We start from the raw sequence: 14,173 nt of genomic DNA on the forward strand, positions 1-14,173 counted from the left end.
TTTGCTTTGATCCCTGCAACAGTTCATTTACCCACTGTGCGGGGTCCTTGTCATGGCGGTCGCTTCAAACCCACTCTTGCAAATTGGAAGCCTGAACGGAGCTTCTGGCAAAACTCAAGTCACCGCGGTCAGCTCGGTGAACAAAGCCGCTGATACCGCCAAGGACGCGACTTCCAGCTTTGCCGAGGTCTATGCCAAGGAGCATCAGGCGCAGCCGCAGAAAGCCTTGTCCAAGGCAAGCACGCGGCCAAATGACCATCTGACGCAGGGCGACAAAAAGTCAGCGGTGGCAGGCAAGGCTAAAGACGATAAACCGTCGGTTGCCGCCAGCGGCAACGCTTCGCCGGTTTCGAAAGCCGACAAGGCAAGTCGGGCCGATAAAACGGATAAAACCGATAAAACGGATAAGACGGATCGCGTCGGCAAGACGGATAAGGAAAACGACAGCGCCCCGGCTGACGAAGTCGCTGCAAACGATGAAGCGAACGTCAAGGATGCCGATCCCGCCGATGAAGCGGCTACCGCGACCATGACTGAACCGGCCTTGGCCGCTCCGGGTATGGCCGATCCCCAGCTACCCACTGCTTCCACCGACGCGCCCCTGGACCCGGGCCAGCAGCTGCAGGGGGTGCTTGATCCGGCACAGCTACAGGCCGTGGCTACCCCCGGGGCAACCGACGCCGCCGAGGATTTCGATCCGGCCGCCGATCCTCTGGCAGACCTCCCCATGGTGCGCATGGCCTTGGAGCAAAGCGCCAAGGCCCAGGGGACGACTTCGGTTCACGCTCAGGCCCAGGACGCTCAAACCCAAGCGGCGAGCGATCCGGCCAGTACGTCTACGTTTGCCGAGAGCCTTGGGCTCGTTGGCGAGCAGCAAAAGCTCACCGATGGCGCTAGCGGTGCCACCGAGGAAGGCGGCATCGGGGCGATAGGCGAGCTCGAGGGCGGCCTGGGCGAAAGTGGCAACCGGGTCAGTGACCTGGGCGGCTCGCTGAGCCAACTAAGCCAGGCGGTAGGTAGCAAGGGCGCAGCCGCGGCCACGCCCTTGGCACAACCCTTGAACATGCAGCAGAACGGCTGGAGCGAAGGCCTGGTCAACCGGGTCATGTACCTGTCGAGCCAGAACCTGAAGTCAGCGGATATCCAGTTGAACCCACTGGAGCTGGGACGCCTGGACATTCGCGTTGACGTTACCGCTGACCAGCAGACCCAGATCAGTTTTCACAGCGCGCACCTGGGTGTGAGGGAAGCCCTGGAAAGCCAGCAAGGCCGCTTGCGTGACATGCTGGCGCAGCAGGGTTTGAGCCAGGTGGACGTGAGCGTGTCCGACCAGTCGCGGCAATCCCAACAGCAGCAACAGCAGCAGGCTAACGCCCAGGCAGCCCATCGCGGCGGTCGTAGCGGGGATATCGCGGGTAGCGATGGCGAGGATGCGGAGGTTTCGGCTGTAGCCCAAGCCGCCGCGACCCAGTCGGTGGTCGGTAGCAGCCTGGTGGATTACTACGCCTGAGCCACTGGGCGTTGCCAGCGAAGCGGGCGTGTGGGCCTTGCCTCCACGTTCGTGGCTCGCTACGACGCTCAGCTGCGCTGTCGACTGCGAGCGCTGGATTCCCCACCCCCGGGCCGCGCGAGCGGCTTGCGGGTAGCGAAGGGTATCAACGCGTGTGCAGCCAACTGGAAGTGGCACCGATACGGATCCTCCACCCCAGCGGGCAATAGCGGTGGGTATGCCGGCGTATCTCCCGATACAAGGCGCCAGCTTCCCTTGCTGGTACATAAAGCTCGTTGGCGATGCGGCAAAGGGCCCGGAACTGGCGAACGTCCGGCAACCTATCCAGCAACACGTCATTGAAGACACCAGGGCCGGTGACCTGGCTGATCCGCCTGGCGTAGGTGGTCACGCTCTCGGCGTCGCCAACGCCCTCATAGGGGCGCTGATAGTACAGGTCGCGGTTGGACAGAAAGCGGTTGTAGCTTTCCCGTGATACGTTTTCCAGCAACGGGTTGTCGGCCAGGGTCGCGAAATTGCTGGTATTGAAGCCGCAATGCAAGCCAAGCCGCGGCTCACTGACCAGATTGTTCAGCAGCAGACGCCCTGGCGACACTGTCCAGTCGTAACTGCTGAAGCCTTCGTTTTCAAGGGTGCTGCCATAGATGTAGTCATCCACGTCCATATAGACCCCTCCATGGAACTGCAGCAGGCGATAGCGCAGCACATCGACCGCGCTCGCGTAATTGATTCCGGTCGCCTGTGTGGCTGCCTCAAATTGAGCGTGATAAGGCGTATTGCTGAAATCATCGAAGAACGGAGTCTGGCGCAGCTCATGGATGCGCAGGTTGTCCGGCGCCTCGGCCAGATCGGCCAGCATCAGGCTTCGGTCCAGCGGATCGGGTACGTCCAGGTATAAATGGTAGGTGAAGGGTCGCTTGCCCTTGCCGGCCTCGCGGGCGTTGCGCAGCACGTTGTCGGCCAGCTGGCGCGGCATGCGCCTGCCTAGCCAGACGCTATGGATCTCCCTTGGGATGGGGAGCCGCTCGGCCTCGGCCGTTTCCGGGATGATCCAGGGATAGTGCGCGGGAATGCCCAGCTCAGCCGTGGCCGCCTCGATTTCGGAGGTTCCGGGAGAGGTCGCGCGCGCAATATCGAAGGGTTCGAACCGACCTATGCGATCGTTGTAGCGAAAGGCCGACCCGAGGACGGTTCGCCAGCTTTCGCTGAAGGGATCGAAACGTACGAGCCGTAGACTGTCTTCGACTTCGATCAGGTAGCTCGGTGCGAGCACGCTGCTCAGCGGCTGGCGTCGCACGCCTCGCAGTACCCGAGCGCTGGGCAGGTGCCAGGGCCTGGGCTCTAAGGGAGAGAGCAGCCGCAGCCGAGCCGGGCTCATTTGTGTGTGGGCCAGGTGGCATTCGTTCTCCAGCCAGGCGCCGTCTGCCAGGCCTTCCAGCTCCGCCGGGGTCAAGGCTCTATCCCGCTGGCCCAGATGAGCCAGGGTATTGGCTCGATTCAAACGCAGGTTCAGGCGTAGCGAGGCCACCCGTAGCCCCCGGGCTTGAATGCGAAATAGATGAAAGGGGCCATCGAAGTTGGCCTTGGCGAATGCCAGGGCACCTTCGGCGCTACCGAAGGTTCGCAAGGCCGCCCCGTCAAGCATGGGGGGCAATCGAGCGAACTCTCCAGTCGGAGGCAACCCGTTTTCCAGAAAGGTCGTGACCGGTTGCGCTCGGCCAGCCTCTTGAACGGCGAAAAGCATGTCCAGGTCGGTGCTCTCGATCATGCCGCGAGCATTCAGCGGCTCTCTGGAAACGGGTGATCGAGGAAGCGCCGGCGTAGGTGGAGGTGACGCGTCTTCATCGGTTTCCCACGGCCAGTCTGCCGGTTCAGCCGTGGCCAGGAAGGGCAGGGTGAACAGCGCCAGCAACCCTTGGCCCACGGCCCCCAGGATGGCCTGGTTGCGTTCTGAGCTGGAGCGTGCCTCTACTGCCTGATCGATGTACAGGCCCATGCCGGTCATGGCGGCGGCGACGCTGGCCAGCGCCATGGGCCAGCCGATGGGAGCAAAATCGGCGGTCAGCCTCGACAGTGTGGAAAGAAAGGCAACGGCCTGCGCCTTGCGCAATCGGCTGTCACTGGTCAAGGCATGGTCGGCGTTGCGCTGCATTTCGGCGTGGGCGCGTTCGGCCAGCCACTCGAAGGGGTCAAGCCCGGGGGGCAGGGGCACACCGGAAACCGATGCCGGGCCTAGCTGACCTTGAGCAAGGCGGGCAAGTGCGCTGGTCATGGGACCATCATCGAAATTGAAGTATTGCTCCGCTTTCATCATGGCGCTGCCGCGGCGCCCCTGCTCCATGAGCCAGAGGTGTAGCGCGGCATGGCTCGTAAAGTGCCGTACCACTGGGGAGTGGCTGAGGTTGTACAGGAATAGTCCGGCGGAAGGTGTCTCGATACAGAGCACATTCCGGCTCACGGCCTTGTCGATGGCAAGCATCGAAATCCGCAGCCCGTCGTCAGGCATTTGGCGGCGGGCCAGGGTAGTGGGGCCGAACACCTGGCCTGTTCCTGGCGCCAGTGCGCCGCGCAGTTGCCGCAGGCCATTGGCATCGAGTTCGCCTTGCGCGCGGGCATGACCAAGACGCGCCAGGGCCATGGCTCGATTCAGCGTGATGTAGTCATCCGTACGTACGCGCCAGAAATCTGCCAGGCGGGTGCGGTATCGAGTAGCGAAGTCGCGCTTCCAGAATACGGCGCTCAGTTGACTGGGAAGCAGCCTGACTTCGCAGTGTTCATCGAACCGGGGCGATTGCGCGACGGTATAAAAACCGCTCAATTGATCGAGCACGTCAAGGCTGTCCTGATCAGCCGCTGGAAAGCGCTGGATGATCAGCTCGGTAAAGCTGCAGCTTTGCGCAGGCGGACCCTCATGTGCCCAGCCGCTGTAGGCCCTGGGGGTGGACACTGCCTCGGTGAAGCGATGCCAGTGAATTTCGTCCGGGTCTAGCTCAGATAAGCCAAACAGATCCAGCAAGTACCGGCCTTCGTTCCTAGCCGCTCTGGTCAGATCTGGGTAGTCGTCGAACCAGCGCTGGCTCACATCCAGTAACTGGGCCCATTGATGAGTGCGCGCATCCTGTACCATCACCGCATCCTCGTCGAAAAGGCGGAGCCTGCCGCGGCGCCGGATCGGTCCGGTGGTGCATAACGCAGCGCCAGCCCGTGCAGGAAGATCTGGCATAACACTTGCTGGCTTGCCTGCAAGTGTTCGAGTACCCCTTATCGCGACGGATTATTGGCATGGCTAAGAAAGAAGAAGACGCAGGCGCCGCTCCTCAGAAAAAAGGCAAGCTCAAGTTCATCCTGATCATCGTCATTGGGTTGTTACTTGCGGTCGGCGCGTCCGTAGGCGGAACCTGGTACTTCATGAACAAGTCCCAACAAAAGGAAGAGAAAGCGCCTGACGCCGCCGCGGCGCCTGTAAAGGCTCCGGCGATCTACATGGCCCTGGACCCGGCCTTTGTGGTGAACCTGACGCAGAATGGCAAGCAACGTTACCTGCAAGTGAGCATGACCCTGATGACCCACGACCAGGCAGCGCTTGACGCGCTTAAAGTTCATCTGCCGGTGATTCGTAACAATCTGGTCATGCTCCTGTCAGGTCAGGACTTCTCCACCCTGGCCAGCCCGGTGGGCATCGAGATGTTGCGGCAGAAGGTGACCGCCAGCGTTCAGGACGTGGCGCAGAAAGAGGTTGGCAAGCTGGGCGTGGACCAAGTGTTGTTCACCAATTTCGTATTGCAATAGGAAGACCTATGGCCATGCAGGATCTGTTATCACAGGACGAGATCGACGCGCTGCTGCACGGCGTAGACGATGGCCTGGTACAGACCGAATCTCCGGTCGAGCCGGGCAGCGTCAAAACCTATGACCTGACCAGCCAGGACCGCATCGTTCGCGGACGCATGCCGACCCTGGAAATGATCAACGAGCGTTTCGCGCGCTACACCCGGGTAAGCATGTTCAACCTGCTCCGGCGTTCCGCGGACGTGGCGGTCGGTGGCGTACAGGTGATGAAGTTCGGCGAATACATCCATTCGCTTTACGTACCGACCAGCCTGAACCTGGTAAAGGTCAAGCCGCTGCGCGGCACGGCCCTGTTCATTCTGGACGCCCGGCTGGTGTTCAAGCTGGTGGACAATTTCTTCGGAGGCGACGGGCGTCATGCCAAGATCGAGGGGCGTGAATTCACGCCAACCGAGCTGCGTGTGGTGCGCATGGTGCTGGACCAGGCCTTCATTGACCTGAAGGAAGCCTGGCAAGCGGTGCTGGAAGTGAATTTCGAATTCATCAACTCCGAAGTGAATCCCGCCATGGCCAACATCGTCGGCCCCAGCGAGGCGGTTGTGGTGTCGACCTTCCATGTGGAGATGGACGGAGGCGGTGGCGACCTGCATGTGGCGATGCCGTACTCCATGGTCGAGCCTATCCGCGAAATGCTCGATGCCGGGTTCCAGTCCGACCTGGACGACCAGGATGAGCGCTGGATAAAGGCTCTGCGCGAAGACGTGCTGGATGTGTCGGTGCCGTTGAGCGCCACCGTGGCCCGCCGACAACTTAAGCTCAGGGACATCCTGCACATGCAGCCCGGCGACGTGATCCCGGTGGAACTGCCTGAGGAACTGGTCATGCGCGCCAATGGCGTACCTTCGTTCCGGGCGCGGCTGGGCTCGCACAAGGGCAACCTGGCGCTGCAGATCACTACACCTATCGAGCGCCGTTGAGTCGGCGCGTCGACATTCATGCACATTGAGGGATAACGATGGCTGACGATAAAGACACCTCCGCCGACGATCAGGCACTGGCCGATGAGTGGGCCGCAGCCTTGAGCGAGTCCGGCGAGGCAGGCCAGAACGATATCGACGCCCTGCTGCAGGCCGATGCCGCGGCGCGGCCGGCCGGCACCCGCCTGCCCATGGAAGAGTTCGGCTCTTCCCCCAAGCCTTCCGATATCCATGGCATGGAAGGTCCCAACCTGGATGTGATTCTGGACATTCCGGTGACCATCTCCATGGAAGTGGGCAGTACCGAAATCAACATTCGCAACCTGCTGCAGTTGAACCAGGGCTCGGTAATCGAGCTGGACCGGCTGGCGGGCGAGCCGCTGGACGTTCTGGTCAACGGTACGCTGGTCGCCCATGGCGAGGTGGTCGTGGTCAACGAGAAGTTCGGCATCCGCCTGACCGATGTGATCAGCCCGGCCGAACGCATCAAGAAGCTGCGTTGATGAGGGCTCTGTTGGCAGGCGTCCTGAGCACCGTCTCGCTGGGCCTGGCCGCAGCCGAATCCGCGCCCGCCACCGTGGCAGGCGCGACCGCCCCGGCAACGGGACTGGGCAGTGGCATGGCAGCACAGTTGGGGCAGACGGCCCTGGGGCTGCTGGCCGTGGTCGCGGTCATCCTGGGCCTGGCCTGGCTATTGCGGCGGATGCAGCAGGTCAGCCCTCGTGGCGGGCAGGTGATCGAACTGCTGGGCGCACGCTCCCTCGGCCCGCGGGACCGGCTGGTGCTGGTCCAGGTGGGCCGGGAGCAGATCCTGCTGGGCCTTTCGCCAGGCCGCATCACCCCCTTGCACGTGCTGCAGCACCCTGTTGAAACAACCACGCCCGGTGAACCCGTGGCGCCAGAATTCGCCCAGCGGCTCATGGAACTGCTTGGCAAGGATCATAAGGATAGGAAGTGATGCGCACCTTGCGCTGGCTGATTCCCCTTTGCGGGGCGCTGATCGCGCCCTCCGTGCTGGCCGCCGATCCGCTGTCCTTACCGGCGATCACCATGACCACCGGAGCCAACGGGCAGCAGGAATACTCGGTAAGCCTGCAGATCCTGGCGATCATGACCGCGCTGAGCTTCATCCCGGCGTTCGTCATGCTGATGACCAGCTTCACCCGGATCATCATCGTGTTTTCCATCCTGCGCCAGGCGCTGGGCCTGCAGCAGACGCCGTCCAACCAGTTGCTGACGGGCATGGCGCTGTTCCTGACCATGTTCATCATGGCGCCCGTGTTCGACCGGGTGAACAACGACGCCTTGCAACCCTACCTGGCTGAACGCATGAGTGCTCAGGATGCCTTGGCCCGGGCCGAGGTGCCGGTCAAGGACTTCATGCTGGCGCAAACCCGCCAGAGTGACCTGGATCTGTTCATGCGCCTGTCGCGTCGGACGGACATCGCCAGTCCCGACCAGGCACCGCTCAGCATTCTGGTACCGGCCTTCGTCACTTCGGAACTCAAGACGGCTTTCCAGATTGGCTTCATGATCTTCATCCCGTTCCTGATCATCGACCTGGTGGTGGCCAGTGTGCTGATGGCCATGGGGATGATGATGCTTTCACCGCTGATCATTTCCCTGCCCTTCAAGATCATGCTGTTCGTGCTGGTGGACGGCTGGGCGTTGATCATCGGTACCCTGGCCGGCAGTTTCGGCGGTGTTTGATCCCAGGAGGCAGCCATGACCCCTGAAGTCGCGACAGATATATTTCGTGAGGCGCTCTGGCTTACCACGCTGATGGTCGCCATCCTGGTGCTGCCTGGGTTGCTGGTGGGCCTGGTGGTAGCCATGTTCCAGGCGGCGACCCAGATCAACGAACAGACCCTGAGCTTCCTTCCCCGTATGGTGGTGATGCTGATAACGCTGATCGTGCTTGGGCCATGGATTGTGCGAGAGTTCATGGAGTACATGACCGGCCTGTACAACAGCATTCCGGGCTTGATCGGCTGACCATGCTGCAACTGACTGACGTTCAGATCGGCACTTGGGTGGCAAGCTTCATTCTGCCGCTGTTTCGGGTTGCCGGCTTGCTGATGACCATGCCGTTGTTTGGCGGCAACATGGTGTCGACGCGGATCCGGCTATATCTGGCCGTGGCCATTACCCTGGTGATCGTTCCCGGCCTGCCGCCCATGCCACAGGTCCAGGCCCTGGACCTCAGCGGCCTGCTGCTGGTGGCGGAGCAGATCATCGTGGGCGCGCTCATGGGCCTGTCGATTCATCTGTTGTTCCAGGCTTTCGTCATCGCGGGCCAGATCGTCGCTATCCAGATGGGCATGGCGTTCGCCTCGATGATCGACCCGGCCAACGGGGTAAACGTGGCCGTGGTGAGCCAGTTCTTCAACATGCTGGTGACTCTGCTGTTCTTGAGCATGAATGGGCACTTGGTGGTATTCGAGGTGCTCACCGACAGTTTCCGTACGTTGCCGGTGGGCAATGCTCTGTTCACCGCGCAGTACTGGGACCTGGTTACCCGCATTGGCTGGGTGCTGGGAGCTTCGATCCTGCTGGTGCTGCCCGCGATCACCGCGCTGCTGGTGGTGAACATCGCCCTGGGCGTAATGACCCGGGCCGCGCCCCAGCTCAATATCTTCTCGGTGGGCATGCCCATGACACTGGTGCTGGGCATGGTGATCCTGTGGATCAACATGGCCGACATTCTCAGTCAGTATCAGCCCTTGGCAACCGAGGCCTTGTGCTGGCTGCGTGAACTGACCCAAGCGAGGTGAGGCCATGGCCGAGAGCGAAAGCGGCGCGGACAAAACAGAAGACCCCACGGAGAAACGCAAGAAAGACTCTCGGGAGAAGGGTGAGATAACCCGCTCCAAGGAGCTCAATACCTTCGTGGTCATGCTGGCGGGCGTGTGCGCGCTGTTAGCCTTCGGTAGCGCCTTGGCCGAGACCTTGATGGGCATCATGAAGTACAACTTCAGCCTGCGCCGTGACGTATTGATGGACACCAACCAGATGGCCTTCTTCCTGTTCAACTCGGGTCGCATGGCTTTGGCTGGTACGCAGCCGATTCTGATCGTTTTGCTGCTGGCGGCGATCATCGGCCCGATCTGCCTGGGCGGCTGGCTGTTCGCCGCGGGGTCACTGGCGCCCAAGTTCAGCCGGATGAACCCGGCCAGCGGGCTCAAGCGCATGTTTTCCAAGCACGCGGTCACCGAGCTGCTCAAAGCCTTGGGCAAGTTCGGCGTGACCATGGCGGTGGCCGTATGGGTGCTCAAGCGCGACCAGCCTGAATTGTTGGCGCTGGCCCATGAGCCCCTGGAGCAGGCCATGGCCCATGCCATCCACGTAGTGGGCTGGAGCTCGCTGTACATGGCCCTTGGCCTGTTGATCATTGCCGCTATCGACGTTCCCTTGCAACTGTACCAGGGCAAGGAAAAGCTGAAGATGACCAAGCAGGAGGTCAAGGACGAGCACAAGGACGCCGAAGGGCGGCCTGAAGTGAAGGGCCGCATTCGCCAGATGCAGCGTGAAATGTCCCAGCGGCGGATGATGGCCAATATTCCCCGAGCTGACGTGATCATTACCAACCCCACGCATTTCGCGGTCGCGCTCAAGTACGACGCCGACAGTGGCGGGGCGCCCATGCTGCTGGCCAAGGGGGTGGACATGGTCGCGCTGAAGATCCGTGAGATAGGCGTGGCCCACGAGGTGCAGGTCCTCGAATCGCCGGCCCTGGCTCGCTCGATCTATTACTCCACGGAACTAGACCAGCAGATTCCCGCCGGGCTTTACCTGGCGGTGGCCCAGGTGCTGGCGTATGTGTACCAGATCCGCCAATACCGCCCCGGCACCGGCCGCCGCCCCGAGCCACCCAAGGATATGCCGATTCCGGCGGACCTCCAGCGCGACGAACGCGGCGAAGCGCCCAAGCCCTCGCCAGGAAGCGCCGGCTAGGACCTGTTCCTGAACCGAACCCTATTCATTGAACAGCGAGGCAATCACGGTGGGAGCTAGCGCCGGCTAGCGAAAGGGCTTTGTGACCGAGCCCAATTCGTCAGCTGCTGACCCCCACCGGGTGAACCGAACCCTATTCATTGAACAGCGAGGCAATCACGGTAGGAGCTAGCGCCAGCTAGCGAAAGGGCTTTGTGACCGAGCCAATTCGTCAGCTGCGCTGACTCCCACCGGGTGAACCGAACCCCATTTTTTGGACATTTCGGTGGTCAGTCGTGTCCGACATCAGCAGTCGGCAGCCCCTGCCGGCCGCGCATATTTCAAGGTCACCGACGAACCGTCATCCCCAGCATTGAACGCTCCTCGGCAGCAAGTGCCAAAACTGGAGAGCTTCTTGCACTACCCCCCGTCAGAACGCATAGGCGTCAAAAGTTTGTGGGGAACAAGAGATGGCGGTTGATCGCACACAATTACTGAGCAGCGCGCGGAGCCTGAGCCAGGGCAATCTTGGGGTTCCCTTGTTGCTGCTGATCCTGTTGGCAATGATGACATTGCCGATACCTCCGTTCTTGCTGGACGTGTTCTTCACGTTCAACATCGCCTTGTCCATCGTGGTGTTGTTGGTGTGCGTCTATGCCATGCGTCCATTGGACTTCGCGGTATTTCCCACGATTTTGCTGGTGGCCACGCTGTTGCGTCTGGCCCTGAACGTGGCCTCCACGCGGGTGGTGATGCTCCATGGCCATGAAGGACATGAGGCGGCGGGGAAGGTGATCCAGGCGTTTGGCGAGGTCGTGATCGGCGGTAACTACGTGGTCGGCGGCGTGGTGTTCGCCATCCTCATGATCATCAACTTCGTGGTAGTGACCAAGGGCGCGGGACGGATTTCGGAAGTGAGCGCGCGTTTCACTCTCGATGCCATGCCGGGTAAGCAGATGGCCATTGACGCCGACCTCAATGCGGGGCTGATCGATCAGGCCGCGGCCAAGGCACGTCGCGCCGAGGTCGCCCAAGAGGCCGAGTTCTATGGCTCCATGGATGGTGCCAGCAAGTTCGTCCGCGGCGACGCTATCGCAGGCCTGCTCATTCTTTTCATCAACCTGATCGGTGGCATGGCCATCGGTATTCTCCAGCATGGCCTCACCTTCGCCGACGCCGGTACCACCTATGCTCTGTTGACCATCGGTGACGGCCTGGTGGCGCAGTTGCCTTCGCTGCTGCTGTCCTGTGCCGCAGCCATCATGGTGACCCGCGCCTCGGGGTCGGAAGAAATGGGCAAGCAGATCAGCCGTCAAATGTTCGACTCGCCCAAGGCCCTGGCCGTGTCGGCCGGCCTGATGGCCGTCATGGGGCTGGTGCCGGGCATGCCTCACCTGGCATTCCTGTCCCTGGCCGCCGTTGCGGGTGGCGGCGCCTATCTGCTCTGGAAGAAAAAGAACCAGGTCAAGCTCGAAGCGGCCGCCGAAATCCAGCGCCAGCAGGAACTGCTGCCTTCGCCACAACGGTCCCAGGAAACCAAGGAACTGGGCTGGGATGATGTCACCCCCATCGACATGATCGGCCTGGAAGTGGGCTATCGCCTGATTCCGCTGGTGGACCGCAACCAGGGTGGGCAATTGCTGGCACGGATCAAGGGCGTGCGCAAGAAGCTTTCCCAGGACCTGGGGTTCCTTATGCCAACGGTGCATATCCGCGATAACCTCGACCTGGCGCCCAGTGCCTACCGATTGACGCTCATGGGGGTCATCCTGGCGGAAGCCGAGATCTACCCCGACCGTGAGCTGGCCATCAACCCCGGCCAGGTCTTCGGCTCGCTCAACGGTATTCAGGCGCGCGACCCGGCCTTTGGCCTGGAAGCGGTATGGATCGAAGTCAGTGCTCGCAGTCAGGCTCAATCCCTGGGCTACACCGTGGTGGATGCCAGTACGGTGGTTGCCACTCACCTGAACCAGATCCTGCAAAAGCACGCCCACGAGTTGATCGGACATGAGGAAGTACAGCAGTTGCTTCAGGTGCTGGCCAAGGGGTCACCGAAACTGGCCGAAGAATTGGTGCCCGGTGTCATCAGCCTGTCTGCTTTACTGAAAGTGCTGCAGGCCTTGCTGGCCGAGCAAGTGCCGGTGAGGGACATTCGCAGCATCGCCGAAGCCATCGCCAACAGCGGTATTCGGAGTCAAGATACCGCCGCGCTTGTGGCTGCGGTTCGAGCCGGTTTGTCTCGCGCTATCGTGCAAAGCATTGTAGGCACTGAGTCTCAGCTCCCGGTCATTACTCTCGAGCCGAAGTTGGAACAGATATTGCTCAATAGTATTCACAAGGCTGGTCAGGGTCAGGAAGAAGGCGTTTTGCTGGAGCCGAGCATGGCGGAGCGGTTGCAACGATCCCTGATCGAAGCGGCCCAGCGTCAGGAAATGCAAGGGCAGCCGGCGATACTGCTGGTGGCCGGGCCGATTCGCACGATGTTGTCGAGGTTCGGGCGATTGGCGGTTCCGAACCTGCATGTGTTGGCCTACCAGGAAATACCGGATAACAAACAAGTGACGATCGTTGCGACAGTAGGGCCCAACGGCTGAGGTAGCGGGATATGCAAGTGAAGCGTTTTTTCGCCGCGGATATGCGTCAAGCCATGAAACTGGTACGTGACGAGCTGGGCGCTGACGCCGCGATCATCGGTAACCGCCGGATCGCCGGTGGCGTCGAGCTCACCGCCGCGCTGGACTACAAGCTGTCGGCCCTGGCGCCGCGCGTACCGAACATGGAGCTCGAGGACGAGCTGCGCAAGACGCAGTCGCGCATCGTGTCGGCCCAGGCGGAATTGGATACCCGCAGCGCCAGCGACGGCGTGACCAACCGTCAATTGTTCGCCGGCTTGCCCCTGACCGCGCCCGAGCCGCTGATCGAGCCTACCCTCAACGAAGCGCCCCGTCCGGCCGCCCCGGCCACGCCTGCTCCGGCGGCGGTGGACCAACGCCTGTTCGATTCCATGCGCTCCGAACTGTCCGGCCTGCGCGAGCTGCTGGAAGTCCAGCTTGGCTCCCTGGCCTGGACCCAGTTGCAAGGCAGCCGCCCGGAGCAGGCGACCCTCTGGCGCAAGCTGCAGCGCATCGGCCTGTCAGGGCCTCTGGCGCGTGACCTGCTGGCTCAGGTGGAAGGCATCGCCGAGCCGCGTCAGGCCTGGCGCATGTTGCTGGCCCACCTGGCCCGGATGATTGCCACGCCCCAGACCGAGCCTTTGGAAGAGGGCGGGGTCATTGCCATGGTCGGCCCGGCCGGCATGGGCAAGACCACCACCCTGGCCAAGCTGGCGGCGCGATATGTACTCAAATACGGCGCGCAGAACATTGCCCTGGTGAGCATGGACAGTTTCCGTATTGGCGCCCAGGAGCAGCTCAAGACGCTCGGTCGCATCCTCAATGTGCCGGTGACCCACGTCGATCCCGGCCAGTCCCTGGCCCAGGCGCTGGAACCACTGCTACGCAAGCGCGTGGTGCTGATCGATACCGCCGGCCTGCAGGCCAGTGATCCGGCCCTGAAATTGCAGCTCGAAAGCCTGGCGGGACGCGGCATCCGCTCGCGCAATTACCTGGTGCTGGCCACGACCAGCCAGAAGCAAGTGTTGACGGCTGCTTACCATAGTTACAAGCGTTGTGGCCTCGCAGGCTGTATCCTCACCAAGCTCGACGAAACGGCGAGCCTTGGCGAGGTGCTCAGCCTGGCGATCAGTCATGATCTGCCGGTGGCCTACCTGACCGATGGCCCGCGTATTCCGGACGACCTGCATCTGCCGCGCAAGCACCAGCTGGTGAGCCGGGCGGTAAGCGTGCAGATGCAAGAGGAGCCCAGCGAAGAGGCCATGGCCGATATGTTCGCGGACCTCTACCACAGCCCGAGCAAGCGCGCGGGCTGAGGTGACGAAGATGAAATGCATGCGCAAGTGGTTGCG

General features: G+C 61.9%; 12 protein-coding genes. 11 read left to right on the top strand and 1 reads right to left on the bottom strand.

Annotation, left to right across the window (positions count from 1 at the left end; all coding sequences use genetic code 11):
* Positions 1-136: 136 nt before the first annotated feature.
* Positions 137-1,510 carry a flagellar hook-length control protein FliK gene (locus tag BN1188_RS15535; RefSeq protein WP_157395816.1) on the top strand — a complete coding sequence of 458 codons (1,374 nt, stop codon included), beginning with the start codon at positions 137-139 and terminating at the stop codon, positions 1,508-1,510.
* Positions 1,511-1,655: 145 nt separating this feature from the next.
* Here BN1188_RS15535 and BN1188_RS15540 read toward each other — a convergent pair whose 3' ends face one another.
* Entirely contained in the window at positions 1,656-4,637 is a 2,982-nt protein-coding gene (locus tag BN1188_RS15540; RefSeq protein ID WP_040262326.1) for a dermonecrotic toxin domain-containing protein, read from the bottom strand.
* Between the two features lie 155 nt (positions 4,638-4,792).
* On the opposite strand from BN1188_RS15540, the gene BN1188_RS15545 reads away from it, so the two are divergent.
* From BN1188_RS15545 to flhF, 10 genes are all read left to right on the top strand, one after another.
* Positions 4,793-5,299, top strand: a complete 507-nt coding sequence (locus BN1188_RS15545) for a flagellar basal body-associated FliL family protein (RefSeq protein WP_040262327.1) — start codon at positions 4,793-4,795, stop codon at positions 5,297-5,299.
* Between the two features lie 8 nt (positions 5,300-5,307).
* On the top strand, positions 5,308-6,276 hold the full coding sequence (fliM, locus tag BN1188_RS15550; RefSeq protein WP_040262328.1) for a flagellar motor switch protein FliM: 969 nt from the start codon (positions 5,308-5,310) through the stop codon (positions 6,274-6,276).
* Positions 6,277-6,314: 38 nt separating this feature from the next.
* Positions 6,315-6,779 carry a flagellar motor switch protein FliN gene (fliN, locus tag BN1188_RS15555; protein ID WP_040262329.1) on the top strand — a complete coding sequence of 155 codons (465 nt, stop codon included), beginning with the start codon at positions 6,315-6,317 and terminating at the stop codon, positions 6,777-6,779.
* Positions 6,779-7,234: a flagellar biosynthetic protein FliO gene (gene fliO, locus BN1188_RS15560; RefSeq protein WP_040262330.1), complete on the top strand. Its 456-nt coding sequence runs from the start codon at positions 6,779-6,781 to the stop codon at positions 7,232-7,234. The genes fliN and fliO overlap by 1 nt, the downstream gene beginning before the upstream one ends.
* Entirely contained in the window at positions 7,234-7,986 is a 753-nt protein-coding gene (gene fliP / locus BN1188_RS15565) for a flagellar type III secretion system pore protein FliP (RefSeq protein ID WP_040262331.1), read from the top strand. Before fliO ends, fliP begins: the two co-directional genes overlap by 1 nt.
* Positions 7,987-8,001: 15 nt before the next feature.
* Positions 8,002-8,271 carry a flagellar biosynthesis protein FliQ gene (fliQ, locus tag BN1188_RS15570; protein WP_040262332.1) on the top strand — a complete coding sequence of 90 codons (270 nt, stop codon included), beginning with the start codon at positions 8,002-8,004 and terminating at the stop codon, positions 8,269-8,271.
* A gap of 2 nt (positions 8,272-8,273) precedes the next feature.
* A complete protein-coding gene (gene fliR, locus BN1188_RS15575; protein WP_187375329.1) occupies positions 8,274-9,050 on the top strand; it encodes a flagellar biosynthetic protein FliR in 777 nt (258 codons plus the stop codon).
* Between the two features lie 4 nt (positions 9,051-9,054).
* On the top strand, positions 9,055-10,230 hold the full coding sequence (gene flhB / locus BN1188_RS15580; protein ID WP_052469297.1) for a flagellar biosynthesis protein FlhB: 1,176 nt from the start codon (positions 9,055-9,057) through the stop codon (positions 10,228-10,230).
* A gap of 449 nt (positions 10,231-10,679) precedes the next feature.
* Complete coding sequence (gene flhA / locus BN1188_RS15585) at positions 10,680-12,803, top strand: flagellar biosynthesis protein FlhA (RefSeq protein WP_040262333.1); 2,124 nt, start codon at positions 10,680-10,682, stop codon at positions 12,801-12,803.
* Between the two features lie 11 nt (positions 12,804-12,814).
* A complete protein-coding gene (gene flhF / locus BN1188_RS15590; RefSeq protein WP_040262334.1) occupies positions 12,815-14,137 on the top strand; it encodes a flagellar biosynthesis GTPase FlhF in 1,323 nt (440 codons plus the stop codon).
* Positions 14,138-14,173: the final 36 nt, after the last annotated feature.

The organism is Pseudomonas massiliensis (assembly GCF_000826105.1).
Lineage (GTDB): Bacteria > Pseudomonadota > Gammaproteobacteria > Pseudomonadales > Pseudomonadaceae > Aquipseudomonas > Aquipseudomonas massiliensis.